Origin of the sequence: Streptomyces spirodelae, assembly GCF_017676385.1 — a bacterium.
GTDB classification, from domain to species: Bacteria; Actinomycetota; Actinomycetes; order Streptomycetales; family Streptomycetaceae; genus Streptomyces; species Streptomyces spirodelae.
In genome coordinates this window covers 14,734-31,225 of record NZ_JAFFZN010000018.1, presented here as the reverse complement: position 1 = coordinate 31,225, position 16,492 = coordinate 14,734, and the positions used below count along the sequence as shown (strand labels likewise).

Here is a 16,492-nt window from a genome sequence, read left to right as displayed (position 1 = left end):
GGACTGGGTCGGCGGTACGGACGGGATACCTGCGGGGCACACCCCCGCGCGGTGCCTCCTCCCCGGTCGCATTCCAGGACGCGGACAGGAGGAGGGGTTCGTGACGGGCTGTACCGTCTCCGGCGTCTGCCACGGCACCCTGGGCGAGCTGTACCAGGGCCCGCTGCGAGCAGGCCCCGATCCCGACATCGCCGTCGTGTCGTTTCCCGTGGACCGCCACTCCTGGGTGCACTTCACCCACGGGACGGATCCGCCGAACCCGTTGCCGCTCGGGGAGAAGTCCGCGACAGCGGCCCGGCTCTTCCTGGAGCACTTCGGGCTCACCCTGCCGCCAGGCCGTTGGAGCGCCCACTCCGACCTGCGGATGGGCGTTGGGATGGCGAGTTCGACCGCCGACATCGTGGCGACCCTGCGCTGTCTGTTCCGGCTCTTCACCCTGCCGTACGACGCGGACGTGGTCCTCGGTGTCCTGGCGGCGATCGAACGGGCAGACAGCGTCTTCCTCGACGAGTTCGCGCTGTACCTCAGCGGCCGGCACCGGGTGGTGCGGCGTCTGGGCACGGACATCGGCTTCCACACCGCGTACATCACCGAGCCCGGGACGGTGGACACCGCCGCCGTCACCAGCCTGCTGCTGGCGCACTACCGGCGGCACGGGGAGGAGTACGAGCGGTGCCTGACCGACCTGCTGAAGGGCTTCGCCTCCGGCGACCCGGCCGCCGTCGCACGCGCTGCCACCGCCAGCGCCGCCCTGTCGCAGAGCGTGCTGCCCAAGGCGTCCTTCGACAGCATGCTCGCCCACCAGGAGCGGTTCGGCGCCGACGGCGTCTTCGTCGCCCACACCGGCTGCCTCATCGGCTACCTCTTTCCGGGCCGCCTGGACGCCGACCTGAAGTCCGAACTGTCCGCCTTCTTTCACTCGCTCGGCCACCAGTGTTCCTTCGCCCCAGGAGGCTACGGGTGATCCACCCCCATATCGCCGATGCTCTGAAGGTCCCCGATCTCGTCCGGCTCTCCGACACCCTCGTCCTGATCCGGTTCGAGTCGATGAAGATCTACTCCGCGCTCGCCGCCGTCCGCCACCTGCTGGAGCGGGGCACGATCCGCCCGGGACAGACCCTGATCGACAGCTCCAGCGGCATCTACGCCTACGCCCTTGCCCTCGCCTGCCACCGCTACGGCATGCGCTGCCACGTCGTCGCGTCCACCACCGTGGACACCACCACCCGCACCCAACTGGAGATCCTCGGCGCCACCGTGGAACAGGTCCCGCCCTCCAAGAACCTCAAGCTGGACCAGGAGTTGCGGGTGCGGCGGGTGCGGGAGCTCCTCGCCGACCGTCCCGACTGGCACTGGATGCGCCAGTACCACGACGAAGTCCACTACCTCGGCTACCACGAGGTCGCCGACCGGATCACCGCCGCGTTCCCTGCGACCGCGCTGACCGTCGTCGGAGGAGTGGGCTCGGGAGCCTCCACGGGCGGCCTCGTGGAGCGCCTGCGTGCCACGGACCCCTCGGTGCGGCTGGTCGGCGTCCAGCCGTTCGGCAGCGTCACCTTCGGCAGCCAGGACCACCACGACCCGGAGGCGATCATCGCCGGCATCGGGTCGTCGATCGTCTTCGACAACGTCCGCCACCACCTCTACGACGCCATGCACTGGCTGGACTTCAACCACGCCATGTCCGGCACGGTGGCCCTGCTGCGCGACCACGCCGTCTTCGCCGGGCTGTCCACCGGCGCCGGATACCTGACCGCGGCGTACGAGGCCCACCGCCATCCCGACCGACTGCACCTGGTGATCGGCGCCGACACCGGACACCGCTACGTCGAGCGTGTCTTCGCCCGGCACACCGAAGCCCTGGACCCCGCTGCGCTGAAGCCGGTCGAGGTCTCCGCTCCCGAGGAGATGTCCATGCCCTGGTCCAGGATGGCGTGGCGGCGCACCGCCCGCCCGGACAGCTGGAAGGAGCGAGCGGCATGACCGTCGTCTGCCTGGAGTCACTCACCTTCGGCCTCGGACACCTGGTGCGCGCCGCCGACGCACTCGGCGAACGGCTCACCCTGCTCACCCGCGACCGCTCCTACTACGCCCATGACCTGGAGAGGCTTCCGGCGGACGCCCTCGACATCGTCGTCACCGACACCTTCGACGTGGAAGGGCTCACGGTTCTCCTGCACCGGACTCCGGAGCTGCGCGGCCTGATCAGCTCCACCGACACCTGGGCCCTGGCCGGCGCCGAACTCACCGAGCGCCTCTGCCTGCCCGGGCTCGATCCGGCCGTGCTGCGGCTGACCCGGGACAAGGCGGCCGTACGCGACCGGTTGCACGGCGCCGGTCTGACGCGAGGGCGTGCCGTGGAGGCTCCCGGGGCGGAGCTGAGGGACGTGCTGCTCAAGGAGACCGGTCTGCCCGCCGTGCTGAAGGACACGGCGGGCACCGGAAGCCAGAACGTCTGGCTGGTCCGCGACGACCAGGAGTTGGAGGCGGCTCTCGACGAGGCGGCCGGGCGGGAGCTGAAAGGGCGGCTGTTCGCGGAGCCGTACTTCAGCGGGCCGGTGTACAGCGCCGAGACCCTCACCTGGGCGGGCCTGACCCGGCTGCTGGGCGTCTCCAGTCGGCTGATGTCACCGGAGCCGTATTTCCGGGAGGAGATCACCGCGTTCCCCGTGGCCTTTCCGGAGGCGCGGCGGGCCGGGCTGGAGCGGTGGCTCGGTGAGGTGCTCGCGGCGGTCGGTTACACCGACCGCTTCGCGCACGTGGAGTTCGTTCTGACCACCGGCGGCCCGGAGGTCGTGGAGATCAATCCCCGGATCGGCGGTGCCCTGGTCGGCGAGGGCATGTGCCGGGCGCTCGGCGTCAACGTGTACGAGGCGATGATCGAGGCCGCGCTCGGCCGCCGTCCCCGCCTCCTGGACGCGGATCTGCCCGGCGGCCCGGCGGTCGCCTTCGTCCTGGGCTACCCGGCCGCACCAGGGGTGTTCACGGGCGTCGCGGGGCTGGAGCGGCTCGCGGAGCTGCCGGGGTCACCGGTCTGGTTCCCGATCAGGTCCATCGGCGACCCCGTCGAGCACCTCGCTGACAGCCGCGGTTACGCGGGCATCGTCTACGCGGAGGCCGAGACCGCCGAACTCGCCACGCACCACGCGGTGGCCGCCGCCAACGCCTTGACGGTGCTCACGGAGCCGTTCCCGGGGACCGGGGGGACCGGGGACGCCGGTGGCTGACCAGGCAACGGGCGTGAAGGGCTTGCGGGCCGCGCTGTCCACGCTCGACGGCCCGCCGCGCTTCCTGCTGCTCAGCTCGTTCCTGATCCCGCTCGGCAGCTTCATGGTGCTGCCGTTCATGTCGGTGTTCCTGCACGAACGGCTCGGAATGGGGCTCGGCACCGTCGGCGTCGTACTGGCCGTGGCCTCCCTCGTGCAGTTCTCCGGCGGGATCGTGGGCGGGGCCCTGGCGGACCGGATCGGGCTGCGCCGCACGATGCTGGGGGCGCTGATCATCCGCACGGCCGGATTCGTCGGCCTCCTGCTCGCGCTGCGCCGGCCGTCCCTGGCTGTCGTAGCACTCGTCCTGACGTGCTGCGGCGCCGCGCTGTATCTGCCCGCCAACAAGGCGTATCTCGTGCACGGTGTGGACGAGATGCGCCGTCCCGCGTTCCTGTCGGTGGGCAACGCGGCGCTCAACGCGGGGATGGCGGTGGGACCGCTGGTCGCGGGGCCCTTCGTGCTGTCCTCGCCGGGGTGGCTTTTCGTGGCCGTCACGGCGCTGTTCGTCCTGGTCACGGCGGGCCACGCCCGGCTCCCCGACGCGAAGGGCGAGCGGGAGCCGGGTCCGGAGGCAGGAGGACGGGGTCTGCTCGCAGGGCTGTCGGTGTTGCCGTTCGCCGCCAACGCGCTCGCCTTCTACCTCTACTTCCATTTCCAGCACTTCCTGGCGGTGTACGCGGTCGAGCGGGCGTCCAGCGCCTTCTACAGCCTGGTCCTGCTGCTCTGCTTCGCCCTGGTCATCGTCGTCCAGCCGCTCGCGTCCGCTCTCATAGGGCGCATGCCCTACGCGACGGCCCTCACGGTCGGCTTCACGAGCCTGGCGGCCGGGCTGGCCGTCCTGGCGGGCGGAACCCGGCCGGCCCTGCTGGCGGGCGGAGCCCTGATCACCTTGGGCGACATCGTCCTGTTCCTGAAGAACGACCTGGAGGCCCTGCGCCGCAGCCCACGCTCGGACGCCGTCGTCTTCGGCCAGCAGCGGCTGGCCGCGGGACTCGGCGCCTGCGCCAGCGGAGTACTCGGCGGACAGTTGTACGACCTCACCGCACACGCCGGGGGCACCGGCTGGTTCTGGCTGCTGGCCGCGGCGCAGTGCCTGCTGCTGCCGCCCCTGCTGGCGGCGCTGCGCGCCCGCAAGGCAGATCACCCTCACCCGCACGCCGACCACGACGAAGGAGCACTGACACCACATGACACGGACGGGCGGGTTCCAGGACGATGACTTCTGGACCGAGTTCCACGACTTCCTCTTCTCCGAACAGCGCCACGCGCAGACCGAGGAACTGCTCGACACCTCTCCCCTGCTGACCTTCCCCGCCGGTGCCCGGGTGCTGGACCTGTGCTGCGGCCCCGGTGTGTTCACGGTTCCGCTCGCCCGCCGCGGCCACGACGTCACCGGGGTCGACCTGAGCCCCGCCATGCTGGACCGGGCGCGCAAGCGAGCGGCCGACGCGGACGCCCAGGTCACGTACGTACGGGCCGACGCACGCGTATTCGAGGCACCGGGCGCCTTCGATGTCGTCCTCAACATGTTCACCTCGTTCGGCTACTTCGAGGACCCCGCCGACAACGCCCGCGTACTGCACAGGATGTACGCCTGCCTGACCCCCGGCGGCACCCTGGTCCTGGATGTGGCCGGCAAGGAGTTGCTGGCCCGCAAGGTCACCCCGCCGAAGGTGGTGCGGCGGGGTGAAGACCTGATGGTGCAGACCGACACCGTGCTGGACGAGTGGGCCCGGCTGCGCAGTGACTGGGTCCTGGTCCGGGGCGAGCAGGTGACGCGGGCCACCCTGGTGTGGTTCGTGTACAGCGCGGTGGAGCTGCGACGAATGGTTGAGGAGGCGGGATTCAGCCGGGTGGAGATCTTCGGCGGTTTCGACGGCCGCCCCTACGACGAGAACGCCGAGCGGCTGGTGCTGCGGGCGGTCCGTGGGGCGTGACAAGGGGCGCGGAGGCGTGCGAGCCGATCCGCACGCCCTTTTGCCCTGAGCTGGACGGATCGTAGTATCACCGGGTCATCACCGCGACGGGAGACAGGAAGCCGGTGCGAGTCCGGCACGGTCCCGCCACTGTGACCGGGGAGTGCACCCTTTCGACACGCCACTGCGCGCCGCGCGGGAAGGCCAGGGGAGGAGCGTCGATCCGGGAGTCAGGACACTGGCCTGTCGCGGGCCCGTTCCGAGGAGCGCGGACTCCCCAGGAGGCTTCACGTGTACGACGGCACGTCCCGTCCCCCCCTGCCCACCCCTGCCCGCCGCAGCCGTGGCCTGCGAGCCACGGCCGCGGCCGTTGCCCTGTCGGCAGCCCTGCTGACCGCCGGCTGCGGATCGTCCGGAGACACCGCCCAGGACGCGAAAGCCACGGCCTCGTCGGCCGACGGCTTCCCCGTCACGATCGACAACTGCGGCGTGAAGACGACGTACGACAAGGCGCCAGCGCGTGTCGTCACCATCCATCAGCACCCGGCGGAACTCATGCTCTCCCTCGGCCTGAAGGACCGCATGGTCGGCACCGCCTTTCCCGACTCCGCCGTCCTGCCCGAACTCAAGAAGGACTACGAGTCGATCCCGGAACTGGCGAAGAAGGAACCGTCCTTCGAGACCGTCCTGGAGGCCGAGCCGGATCTCGTCTACGGCGGCTACGGCAGTGCCTTCGCCAAGAACGAGGGCCGCTCCCGCAAGGCGTACACGGACGCCGGCATCGACACCCACCTCAACCGCGAGTACTGCGGCAAGAAGCGCGTGACGATGAAGGACACCTACGACGAGGTGCGCACCGTCGGCAAGATCTTCGGCGTGTCCGACCGCGCGGACAAGCTCGTCTCCGACCTCCGGGCGCGGGTCGGAAAAGCCTCCACCGCCGTCAAGGGCAAGCCCCGGGTACCCGTCTTCGTGTACGACAGCGGCGACAAGACCGCCTTCACCGCAGGCGGCAAGAGCCTCGGCACCGAACTGATCCGGCTGGCCGGCGGCGAGAACGTCTTCGCCGACCTCGACGACGTCTTCGGTGACGTCTCCTGGGAGCAGGTCGTCGAACGCAAGCCGGAGGTCATCGCGATCTACGACTACGCGGGCGCCGGAAGCGTGGAGCAGAAGAAGAAGTTCCTGCTCGCCCAGCCCGCCCTGAAGGACGTGCCCGCCATCAAGAACAAGCGGTTCGTCGTGCTGCCGCTGACCGCGACCCTGGTTGGAGTGCGGTCCGCGTACGCGGTGGAGGACCTGGCACGCGGCATCCACCCCGAGAGCTTCGCGTGACGGCCCCGGTCACCGACGCCGCCACCGGGCGGGCCGTGAGACCAGGGAAACAGGACACCAGGCGGGCCGGGCCGGCCGGTCTCACCATCACTCTCGTCGTCCTGGCCGTCCTGCTGGTGGTCTCCGCCACGGCGGGCCTGGCGATCGGTTCGGTCCAGGTGCCGCCCGGCCAGGTGTGGGGCATCGTGACGCACGCGCTGGGCGCCGACTGGGCGGAACCGGACTGGTCGCGGGCGCGGGAGACCATCGTGCTCGACGTACGCGCGCCCCGCGTGCTCCTCGGCGCGGTGGCAGGCGCCGGACTGGCGGTCGTGGGCACCGCCCTGCAGGCCCTGATCCGTAACCCGCTCGCCGAGCCCTACCTGCTCGGCGTCTCCTCCGGCGCATCCCTCGGCGCTGTCGTGGTGATCGTGTTCGGAGTGACCCTGTTCGGGCCGGCGTCGCTGTCGGCCGCCGCATTCGCGGGGGCGCTCGGGGCGCTGCTGCTCGTCTACGCCACCGCTCGCACCGGCGGCCGGATCACCTCCGCACGGCTGGTCCTGTCCGGTGTGGCCATCGCCGCGGTGCTCACCGCCGTACTGGACCTGCTGCTGCTCACCACCGACCGGGGCAATGAGGCCCGCGCAGTCCTCGCCTGGACCCTGGGCGGCCTCGGTGGCGTCAACTGGGGCACGCTCTGGCTGCCCAGCGCGGCCCTGCTCCTGGGCACAGCCGTCCTCATGGTCCAGGCCCGCAACCTCAACCTCCTGCTCGCCGGTGAGGAGGCCGCGACCACGATGGGGCTGGACGTGGCCCGCTTCCGTGCCCGCATGTTCGTCCTGCTCTCCCTCGTCACCGGCATCCTGGTCGCGGCGTGCGGACCGATCGGCTTCGTCGGCCTGATGCTGCCGCACACCGTCCGCCTCGCCGTCGGCGGCGACCACCGCCGTGTCCTGCCGACAGCCGCGCTCGGCGGCGCCGTCTTCCTCATCTGGGCCGACATCGCCGCACGGGTCGTCGCCGCGCCCATGGAAATCCCCGTCGGCGTGCTCACGGCCCTGTGCGGCGGCCCGTTCTTCCTGTGGCTGATGCGCCGCGACGCCCGGCGCAGCACCGACCGAGGAGGGTCATGACCGGCACCGAACTCGTCATCGACACGGTCACCCTCACCGCCGGCGCGCACCGCCTCGTCGAGGACGTCTCCCTGACCGCCTGCCCCGGCGAGGTCATCGGACTGGTCGGCCCCAACGGCAGCGGCAAGTCCAGTCTGCTGCGCGCCGTCTACCGTGTCCTGCGCCCCGCGACCGGCCAGGTCAGCGTCGACGGCACGGACGCCTGGTCGTTGCCCGTGCGGAGACTGGCCCAAACCGTGGCGGCGGTGGTGCAGGAGTCGGACGCCGACTTCGACCTCACGGTCCGCGAGGTCGTCGCAATGGGGCGCACCCCGCACAAGCGGCTGCTCGACGGCGACACCCCCGAGGACGCCGACCTGATCGAGACGGCCCTGGCCGTCGTGGACGCCACGGACTTGGCCCACCGGCCCTTCGACCGCCTCTCCGGCGGGGAACGCCAACGCGCACTCGTCGCCCGCGCCCTGGCCCAGCAGCCATCCCTCCTCGTCATGGACGAACCGACCAACCACCTCGACATCCGGCACCAGTTGGACGTTCTCGGCACCCTGCGCCGTCTGCCCGCGACCGTCCTGGTGGCCCTGCACGACCTCAACCTTGCCGCCTACTACTGCGACCGCCTCTACGTCTTGTGCGACGGCACGGTCACCGCCTCGGGCCCGCCCGCTGAGGTCCTCACGCCCCAACTTCTGGCCAGGGTCTACGGCGTGACAAGCGAGGTCACCCTCCATCCACGCACGGGCGCACCGCAGGTGACCTTCCTCCCCGGGGAGCCACGAACACCCACGTCCTGTGGTTGAACGCCCAGAGGTGGGTCCAGCGGGGCGACGGCCGGTTCCGTGACGCCTTCCGTTTCGCAGACCTTCGCAGAGCCGGGCAGGTTTGCTCTCCTCGTCGACCGGCTTGCCACGGAGTGCATGAGGTAGCCCAGGGCAGCCTCCGGGAGAAGGGTGTTCTTCAAGCTCGTCGGATACCACCACCGCCCCGGGCCGACTTGCCGTACATCACGTCTGCGTGGTCAGCAGGAGCCAACTCGCCAATGCGATTCAGCCGAGCCGCCTCGCTACTGTCACATTCGCTGGATCGGCGATGCTGCACCGTGCCACGTCCCTGTTGACGGAGCCCGCGTGCGGGTGCAGTTCCACGTAGTCGACGACCTGCCGTTCATCACGGCGCGGCCCGACGGACGCCCTTGTGCTGCACGTGGCCGAACCCCGCCTCAACGGGGCGGACGGTGCTCTCGTCACCATGCTCGGCACCACGGCAGGCTCGCCGCCGCTCGTGGCGGCAGACAGGGGTAGGTTCCACGAGGAGCAACGATCGAGCACTTCCGACCGAGGGGCTGGACCTCGTCCCGGGCGCAGGCGCCATGGCCGCCACCGACCCGAGCGGCGGCGACTCCCGGCTGTGGCTGGTCGCCGAATGCGGCGCTTGGGAACTCGCACCCCACCCGCTGAGCAGTACGGGAACCGACGGTACGAACCGCACGGATCGGCTCCGCGCGGCGCACCTGGCGAACCGGTTTGGTAGCACCGGCTGCGGCGGAGTCGACAGCGCGCCGCGCTCATCGTCGTAGGAGCGGTCACCAGTGCGGCGCTGTGCCAGGTGCACGGAGGGCTCGCAGTGGTGGCGGCAGCGTTCGTCGCGCTGTCCGTGGTCGACCTCGCCACGCGGACGTCCGCTCCACCGACTGCGGGGCGACAGCCAGGACTGGGTGGGCCACCTCCCGAGCGCGCGGTTCCGAGCCTGCGCCTCCACGACCTCACATGCCGTGAGGCGCCAAGCCCGAGGCGTGACCGACGGTCAGGGCCTGCGGTGGACCGAGACCGCGTACGCCCCACCAGCGTAGGGCTCACGGGACCACGTCGCGTAGCGCGTCTCAGGCGTCAGGCCCGCCGCGACGCAGTGTGCGTCGTAATCGTCCAGGGTGTAACCCCGGTCCAGGGAGAAGCCTGCCACCAGGCGGCCTCCCGGCTTTACGTGTGCCGCCACTCCGGCGACCAAGGCCGGTTCCGTTCCCGGCGGGGTGAACAGGGGGACGTTTCCCGCCATCACCACCACGTCGAAGGACCTCCCAAGGTCGAGGCCGGCCAGGTCGCTCAAATGCCAGGGAATGTCGGGGGCGAGGTGTCGGGCCGTGGCCAGCATCGAGGAGTCGAGGTCCACCCCCACCACGTCGATCCCGTGCCGCGCCAACTCGATCGCCACCCTGCCCGTGCCGCACCCCGCGTCGAGGACGCTGGACGGCCCCAAGGAACGCACCAACGCGGCTTCGCCGTGCACATCCCCGCCTTCTGCGGCGATCCTGTCGAACCGAGCCTGGTACTCCTCGCCATTCCACGCCATACGAGCACCCTGGCACATCAGATCTCCGCCATCGCACTCGCCCCGGGTCCCCTCGTGCGATGACCTCGGCCACGGGGGCGTTGGCGTGGATCATGTGTACAAGGCGTAGGACCGACCGATCAGGTCGGTCATCGCCTGCCGGCGATGACCGCGTTGATGACGGCTCCAGCCTTCCGTCGGTCGGACATCTGCCCCTCCATGAGCCTCTTCCAGCAGGGTGTGGCCGCCCGATCCGCAGACCGTCGGCGAGCAGATCCACATCCTGATCGAAGGCCCGTGACGACCTCCGCGCCCCTGGGCGCGGACGCCGCCCACCAGACCCGCGGCAGCGTCATCGCAGTACTCTCCGCAGCCGACGGCGCCGCAGGAGGTAACGGGCCTCCTTCTGCACCGGAGCACTCATCTGCGCGCGAAGGACCGCACACGAGTTCCTACCCTCTGTCGCCTCGGGCAAGCCCGCCCGAGTGGCTGCTGCCGTACCGATCTCGAACCCGGCCGGGTACGGAATGTCGGCCACACCCAGGGCGATCCTGGTCAGCCCAGGCTCACCCCAGGAAGCTCAACCGGACCCTCCGCTGCGGGTTGTCGCCGTTGGTGTCCACCAGGCAGACGGACTGCCAGGTGCCCAGGGCCAGTTCTCCGCCGATCACGGGCAGGGTGGCGTGTGGTGGTACCAGGGCGGGGAGCACGTGGTCGCGGCCGTGGCCGGGGCTGCCGTGTTTGTGGCGCCAGCGGTCGTCCGCCGGGAGGAGGTCTTGGAGGGCGGACAGCAGGTCCTCGTCGCTTCCCGCTCCGGTCTCCAGGAGGGCCACCCCCATGGTTGCGTGGGGTGCGAAGACGTTCAGCAGGCCGTCCCGGCCCTGGGCGACGTCCCGCAGGAAGGAGGCGCACTCCCGGGTGACGTCGTGGACCGTCTCACGTGAGCCGGTCCTGACGTCGATCTCGCGTGTGGTGAAACGCTCAGCCATGGGGCGATCCTCTCAAAGAACATCCCGCGATCACCGGCAGGAAGTGCCGGCGAACGGCCGGACGGGAAGGTTCCCGGGCTCCGGACGGTTGGTACGGGCATGAACAATGTGGCGGTCGTGGTCGTCGGCGCCGGGCAGGCGGGGCTCTCCAGCGCGTATCACCTGCGGCGGTCCGGGTTCGAGCCCGGTGTGGACTTCGTGGTGCTGGATCATTCACCCGCTCCGGGCGGTGCGTGGCAGTTCCGGTGGCCCACGCTGACGTACGGCCGTGCCCACGGGATGCACGCGCTGCCCGGTATGGAGCTGACCGGGGCCGATCCGGAGCGCCCTTCGGCGGAGGTGATCGGGGAGTACTTCGCCGCCTACGAGCGCGCCTTCGGCCTGCGGGTGCGGCGGCCCGTGCATGTGCGTGAGGTGCGGGAAGCCGGCTGGGGCGGCCGGCTGCTGGTGCGGACCTCGGAGGGTGACTGGACGGCTCAGGCCGTGATCAACGCGACGGGCACCTGGGACCGGCCGTTCTGGCCCCGGGTGCCGGGCCAGGAGACCTTCCGCGGTCAGCAGCTCCATACGGCGCAGTACCCGGGCCCCAGGTCGGACGCCTTCGTGGGAAAGCGGGTGGTCGTCGTCGGGGGCGGGACCTCGGCGGTGCAGCACCTCATGGAGATCGCCGAGGTCGCACGGGAGACGCTGTGGGTGACGCGGCGGCCGCCGCTCTTCCGTACCGGCCCCTTCGGCCAGGAGGAGGGCCGGGCCGCCGTGGCGCTGGTCGAGGAGCGGGTGCGGGAGGGACTGCCGCCCCGCAGCGTGGTGTCGGTGACGGGCCTGCCGATGACCGAGGAGGTGCGCCGCGCCAGGGAGAGCGGGGTCCTGATGCGGCACCCGATGTTCGCCCGGCTCACCGAAGAGGGTGTCGAGTGGGCCGACGGCAGGTGGGCACCGGCGGACACCATCGTGTGGGCCACCGGTTTCCGCCCGGTCACCGGCCATCTGGCGCCGCTGCGACTGCGCGAGTCGGGCGGCGGCATCCGGCTGGAGGGTACGCGAGCGGCCCGCGACCCACGGGTCCATCTGGTCGGCTACGGGCCCTCTGCCAGCACGATCGGCGCCAACCGGGCAGGGAGGTCGGCCGTCCGCGACATACGGGCGCTGCTGGCCGCCTCGGGCCGGCAGACGGAGGACGAAGAGCAGGCCGGGGACGAGGAGCGGGAACGGGAGCGGGCGAGGGACGAGGAGTGGGCTGCGGCGCCGGTTCCCGCCGCCGCGTGACGGTCTGCCTCGCGTCGGTCCCCCTCAGTCCGCCGCGCCGGTCCCCGTCACGCGGGCGATGCGCCTCAGTCCCCGCCTCAGCCTGCGTCAGACCCTGCCTCGGTCCAGGTCAGACGCGTCGGCCCCGGGGCACAGAGGTCGGCGTCAGCCGCCCGTCAGCCCCGTGACGGCAGTGTGGAGGCTCTGACGACGAGTTCTGGCTGGAGCACGATGCGCTGGTGCGCGTGGTGGGCAGCGTCGTCGCCGGTCTCCTCGATGAGCAGGTCGGCGGCCGCCCGGCCCATACGGTAGGCGGGCTGCCGTACGGAGGTGAGGGGGACGGCCGCGGCAGCGGCGAACTCGATGTCGTCGTAGCCCACCAGGGCGACTTCCTCGGGGACCGCGACACCGGCCCCGTACAGGGCCTGCAGCACGCCGAGGGCCATCAGGTCGTTGGCGCAGAAGACGGCCGTGGGGCGCGGTGACATGCCCAGCAGCCGGGCGCCCGCGTCGCGGCCGGCCGCCACGTCCATCCGGGAGCCCTCGATGTGCCGCAGCTGGGCGCCGGAGCCGGAGGCGCGCAGGACCTCGACCGCGCCGGTGTGCCGGTCGCGGCACTGGTTCAGCTGCATGGGACCGCTGACGTAGACGATGTCGCGGTGACCGCCCTCCAGCAGATGGCGTACGGCGAGCCCGGCGCCCTCGACGTCGTCCACGGAGACCGAGCACCCTTCCGCGCTTGGCACCACTCGGTCGACGGAGACGAACGGGATGCCGTGTCGCTGGAAGGCGGTCAGGTTCTCCCCTGTCGTCTCCGTCGGAGTGATCAGGACGCCGCGGACGCGTTGTTCGGCGAAGAGGGCGAGATAGTCGGCCTCTTCACTGGGGCTCTGTGCGCTGTTGCAGAGCATGACGCCCAGCCCTGCGGCACGCGCTGCCCGTTCAGCGCCCGCTGCGACGTCGACGAAGAACGGGTTCGCCATGTCGAGGACCAGCAGGGCGATGATGCGGCTGCGTCCGGCGCGTAGGTGGCGGGCGGCCTCGCTGCGCACATAGCCGAGCCGTTCGATGGCGGACTGCACGCGCAGACGGGTCTCCTCGGCCACCATCGCGGGCCGGTTGATGACGTTGGAGACCGTGCCGACGGAGACTCCGGCCGCGCGGGCGACCTCCTTGATCCCGACCGTTCGGCTCACCCGTGCGCCCCAGTGGCTTCCGGCCGCCCGCCCCGCTTCCGCCGCACCCTGCTCAGCCCCTCCCTGCCGGCCGCCCGGCCTCTTCTGAACCGACGTTCGACGTCGTGCAGGCTTAAGTTTCGCAGAGGCCGGACGGATCTCAGAAGTCGAAGTCGTCGATGTTCTTGCTGGTGAAAACCGTGGGCGGGCCGAGGACGACTTCGCCGTCCTTGCCGACTGTGTACTCCCCGAGCTTGCCCGCCCTGAAGTCTTCGCCCTCCTTGCCGGTGATCTGTCCGGAGGAGAGGGCAGCGGCGGCGTAGGCGCCGAGGTAGCCGAGCTTGGAGGCGTCCCACAGGGAGAACTGGTCGATCGTGCCGTCCTTGATGTACTTGCGCATCTGGTTGGGCGTGCCCAGCCCGCCGAGGGTGACCTCGCCCTGGTACTTGGAGCCGCTGACGTAGCGGGCCGCGGCCGCCAGGCCGACCGTGGTGGGCGAGATGATGCCCTTCAGATCCGGGTACGCCTTGAGGAGCCCCTGGGTCTCCTGGAAAGACTTCTGGTCGACGTCGTCGCCGTAGGCGGTCTTGACGAGCTTCATGCCCTTGTACTTGGGCTTCTTCAGCTCGTCCTTCATGATTTTTATCCAGGTGTTCTGGTTGGTGGCGTTCTGGGTCGCCGAGAGGATCGCGATGTCGCCCCTGTAGCCGAGCTGTTCGGCCATGTCCTTGACCAGGCCGCGGCCGATGTCCTCGGAGGACGCCTGGTTGATGAACAGGTGACGACAGTCCTTGCCCGCGTCCGAGTCATAGGTGACGATTTTGATGTCCTGCTGCATGGCGGCCTTCAGCGGTCCGCACACCGCGTTGGGGTCGTTCGCGGCGAGCAGGATGGCGTCCTGCCGCTGCTGTGTGAGCGTGTTGAGGTAGCTGACCTGGGAGGATGCCTTGGCGTCGGACGGGCCCACCTCCTTGCCCTCACCGCCGAACTCCTTGACGGCCTTGATGCCTCCCTTGTCGACGACCGTCATGTACGGGTTGTTGATCTGCTTGGGCAGAAAGGCGATCTCCAGGTTCTTCTTCAGCGGCACGTCCGGATCGGCCTTGGCGTTCTGCGCCTTGTCCTTGGCGTCGTCTTTCGCGTCGCTCTTGGTCGTACCCGAACAGCCCGCGAGCGCGACGGTCAGGGCGCAGGCCGCCGCCGTGACGGCGAGGAGGCGTGAGCGGTGGCGGTTGTGGGATCGCATGAGCTTGCCCTTTCGGGTTGGCCTTCAGGGAGGGTGGGGGGCTGCCGTTGGAGGGGGCCGCGGAGGCCGATCGGCATGACATGCAGGGCCGCTCATCGGCCGCCGTTTCAGGGGGTTTGGCGAAGACCTCCAGGTTCCCCACGCCGAGTGGTGAATCGTTTTTAGCCCGTACGGCCTTCAGGCACACGTGCTCAGCGGACGCCAGGTGCTCGGCAGCTGCCCGAACCCCGCGCCCACTCGCGCCGTATGCCCGAGCAGTACCTCGCGCGCGTGAAATCCGCCCTGCGCGCCCAGCGGATCTAAACGCCGTCGTGGGCGTACGGGAACTCCGGTACCCGCTTCAAGGTGTTCACTCAGCCCGGGGGTTCCGCGTACGGTCCACGAGAAGCTCCGGCGCATCACCCTCGTCCCGGACCACCACATCTGCGTGGTGCGGGTGCCTGAGCAGGTCGTCCACTCGGTGCCGCACGCCCTGGAACGGCTGGACCCGGCCCGGCCACTGACGTGGATCTCCGGCCCGTCGGCCACCAGCGACATCGAACTCGACCGGGTGGAGGGCGTGCACGGGCCGCGCACGCTCGATGTGGTGCTGGTCTCCGGTGAGGTGGCCGGACACCCACCACTGCCCGGGGACCGACCGCCATCCACGGCCTGACCACCGCCCGGAGACCCGCTGCCGGGCGCCGGCAGCGGGCGGCGGCAGTGGGCGGCGGCAGTGGGCGGCGGTCGGTTGGCGTCAGCAGACGGGCGCGACCGCCGGTACGGGCTCGCGGTCGGCCGATACCCGTTTCTCGGCGCGGATACGGGCGTGCCGACGGGCCAGTTCCTCCCACAGCAGGCTCACCGGATGGTCCGGGTCACGGTTCTCCGGCTCACGGCGGCGGAACGCCCCGACGAGCACCCGTTGTTCGCTTCCCATGTCCTCCACCAGCGGCAGAGTGCGCAGCCCTTGCGCCTCGGGGAGCCTGCCTTCGGTAATCGCCTCCCCGATGCCCTGGGTGACGAGCATGCTGCCGTAGAGCACCCGGGAGCTGAGGAGTTCGAAGCCGTAGTGTGCGGAGTCGATTTCGGCCGCAATCCGCATCCGGCGGCGGTATTCGGGCCCGAACCATCCGCGCAGCACACCGGGAATCAGCCCGTCGGTGGACACCACGAGCGGCAGCCTCGGCAGCGCCCGCACACCCACTCCCACACCGTCCGGTCTGCCGTCCTGCGTGAGATCTCCGTCCGGCTGGTTGGTGGCCAGGCAGAAGCCGCCGCGCCGCCATTCCATGACCTCGTAGCCGCCCAGGGCGACGTCGTGGCCGACAGCGGCTGTCGTCTCGGCGGCCCCCGCGGACGCCGAGACGAGGATGCTGCCGCACACCAGGTCGAGTTCATGGGAGCGGAGCTTCTCCAGTACCGCCCCGCTGCGGACGTGCGCCATCGTCAGCTCCACTCCCTCTCGGGTGAACCTGTCGTTGACCTGTTCCACCGCGTTCAGGAGGTAGCCGAGCGTGTAGCGGGTGGAGCCGACGCGCAGACTGCGGCCGCGGCGTCTGCGGGCGGTGTCCAGCCCTTCGCGCCAGCCGTCGAGTGTGCCGCGCGCCAGCCGGGCCAGCTCCTCGCCGGTGCGGGTGAAGTGCACCCGCTCGCCTCGTCCGCGTTTGCGCAACAGGGGCTCGCCGCAGTGGTCGCCCAGCTTGCGGTTCATCGTGTCGAGCTGCTTCTGAATGCTGGACTGCTCGCGGCCCAGCCGGCGAGCGGCGCCCAGAGCCGTGCCCTCCTCGTACACGGCGAGCAGGGTCCGCAGTTGGTCCATGGTGACGTCGAGCAACCCCGGTGGGTAGTCGGCGGTGCCTGGCAGGGGCATATGTGCTGGTCACTCTCCTCGGTCCGGGCGG

The 16,492-nt window shown here is 70.6% G+C and carries 14 protein-coding genes, 2 pseudogenes and 1 riboswitch; of the genes and pseudogenes, 11 read left to right on the top strand and 5 right to left on the bottom strand.

Annotated elements, in window-relative coordinates; all coding sequences use genetic code 11:
* Positions 1-100 precede the first annotated feature (100 nt).
* The 8 genes from JW592_RS19550 (at position 101) to JW592_RS19515 (ending at position 8,429) form a co-directional block, all read left to right on the top strand.
* Positions 101-964 (top strand): GHMP family kinase ATP-binding protein, encoded by an 864-nt coding sequence (locus tag JW592_RS19550; protein ID WP_209266450.1) that lies wholly within the window; start codon positions 101-103, stop codon positions 962-964.
* The gene (locus JW592_RS19545) at positions 961-1,983 is read left to right on the top strand and encodes a cysteine synthase family protein (protein ID WP_209266449.1); all 1,023 of its coding nucleotides are present in this window, start codon (positions 961-963) and stop codon (positions 1,981-1,983) included. The genes JW592_RS19550 and JW592_RS19545 overlap by 4 nt, the downstream gene beginning before the upstream one ends.
* A complete protein-coding gene (locus JW592_RS19540) occupies positions 1,980-3,227 on the top strand; it encodes an ATP-grasp domain-containing protein (protein ID WP_209266448.1) in 1,248 nt (415 codons plus the stop codon). The genes JW592_RS19545 and JW592_RS19540 overlap by 4 nt, the downstream gene beginning before the upstream one ends.
* On the top strand, positions 3,220-4,488 hold the full coding sequence (locus tag JW592_RS19535) for an MDR family MFS transporter (RefSeq protein ID WP_209266447.1): 1,269 nt from the start codon (positions 3,220-3,222) through the stop codon (positions 4,486-4,488). Before JW592_RS19540 ends, JW592_RS19535 begins: the two co-directional genes overlap by 8 nt.
* On the top strand, positions 4,457-5,206 hold the full coding sequence (locus tag JW592_RS19530; RefSeq protein ID WP_209266446.1) for a class I SAM-dependent methyltransferase: 750 nt from the start codon (positions 4,457-4,459) through the stop codon (positions 5,204-5,206). The genes JW592_RS19535 and JW592_RS19530 overlap by 32 nt, the downstream gene beginning before the upstream one ends.
* Positions 5,207-5,245: 39 nt before the next feature.
* Positions 5,246-5,446, top strand: a riboswitch (cobalamin riboswitch).
* 30 nt (positions 5,447-5,476) lie between these two features.
* On the top strand, positions 5,477-6,520 hold the full coding sequence (locus JW592_RS19525; RefSeq protein WP_209266445.1) for an ABC transporter substrate-binding protein: 1,044 nt from the start codon (positions 5,477-5,479) through the stop codon (positions 6,518-6,520).
* On the top strand, positions 6,517-7,632 hold the full coding sequence (locus JW592_RS19520; RefSeq protein WP_209266444.1) for a FecCD family ABC transporter permease: 1,116 nt from the start codon (positions 6,517-6,519) through the stop codon (positions 7,630-7,632). Before JW592_RS19525 ends, JW592_RS19520 begins: the two co-directional genes overlap by 4 nt.
* Positions 7,629-8,429 (top strand): ABC transporter ATP-binding protein, encoded by an 801-nt coding sequence (locus JW592_RS19515; RefSeq protein ID WP_209266443.1) that lies wholly within the window; start codon positions 7,629-7,631, stop codon positions 8,427-8,429. The genes JW592_RS19520 and JW592_RS19515 overlap by 4 nt, the downstream gene beginning before the upstream one ends.
* Before the next feature lie 1,003 nt (positions 8,430-9,432).
* Here the strand turns inward: JW592_RS19515 and JW592_RS19510 are convergent.
* Together JW592_RS19510 and JW592_RS19505 are read right to left on the bottom strand one after the other, a co-directional pair.
* Entirely contained in the window at positions 9,433-9,975 is a 543-nt protein-coding gene (locus JW592_RS19510) for a class I SAM-dependent methyltransferase (RefSeq protein ID WP_209266442.1), read from the bottom strand.
* Between the two features lie 545 nt (positions 9,976-10,520).
* Positions 10,521-10,943, bottom strand: a complete 423-nt coding sequence (locus JW592_RS19505; RefSeq protein ID WP_209266441.1) for a secondary thiamine-phosphate synthase enzyme YjbQ — start codon at positions 10,941-10,943, stop codon at positions 10,521-10,523.
* A gap of 99 nt (positions 10,944-11,042) precedes the next feature.
* Here JW592_RS19505 and JW592_RS19500 point away from each other — a divergent pair, with 99 nt between their 5' ends.
* A complete protein-coding gene (locus tag JW592_RS19500) occupies positions 11,043-12,209 on the top strand; it encodes an NAD(P)-binding domain-containing protein (protein WP_209266440.1) in 1,167 nt (388 codons plus the stop codon).
* A 155-nt stretch (positions 12,210-12,364) separates the two neighbouring features.
* Here the strand turns inward: JW592_RS19500 and JW592_RS19495 are convergent, their stop codons facing one another.
* Together JW592_RS19495 and rhaS are read right to left on the bottom strand one after the other, a co-directional pair.
* On the bottom strand, positions 12,365-13,384 hold the full coding sequence (locus tag JW592_RS19495) for a LacI family DNA-binding transcriptional regulator (RefSeq protein ID WP_209266439.1): 1,020 nt from the start codon (positions 13,382-13,384) through the stop codon (positions 12,365-12,367).
* Positions 13,385-13,523: 139 nt separating this feature from the next.
* Entirely contained in the window at positions 13,524-14,609 is a 1,086-nt protein-coding gene (rhaS, locus tag JW592_RS19490; RefSeq protein WP_209266438.1) for a rhamnose ABC transporter substrate-binding protein, read from the bottom strand.
* A gap of 246 nt (positions 14,610-14,855) precedes the next feature.
* On the opposite strand from rhaS, the pseudogene JW592_RS19485 reads away from it, so the two are divergent.
* Positions 14,856-15,000: pseudogene (locus JW592_RS19485) on the top strand (L-rhamnose isomerase); the annotation flags it as partial.
* Positions 15,001-15,264 (top strand): annotated as a pseudogene (locus JW592_RS19480) (LUD domain-containing protein); the annotation flags it as partial. It abuts the pseudogene before it with no gap.
* 81 nt (positions 15,265-15,345) lie between these two features.
* On the opposite strand, the gene JW592_RS19475 reads toward JW592_RS19480, so the two are convergent.
* The gene (locus tag JW592_RS19475; RefSeq protein WP_229376425.1) at positions 15,346-16,461 is read right to left on the bottom strand and encodes a LysR family transcriptional regulator; all 1,116 of its coding nucleotides are present in this window, start codon (positions 16,459-16,461) and stop codon (positions 15,346-15,348) included.
* Between the last annotated feature and the right edge of the window lie 31 nt (positions 16,462-16,492).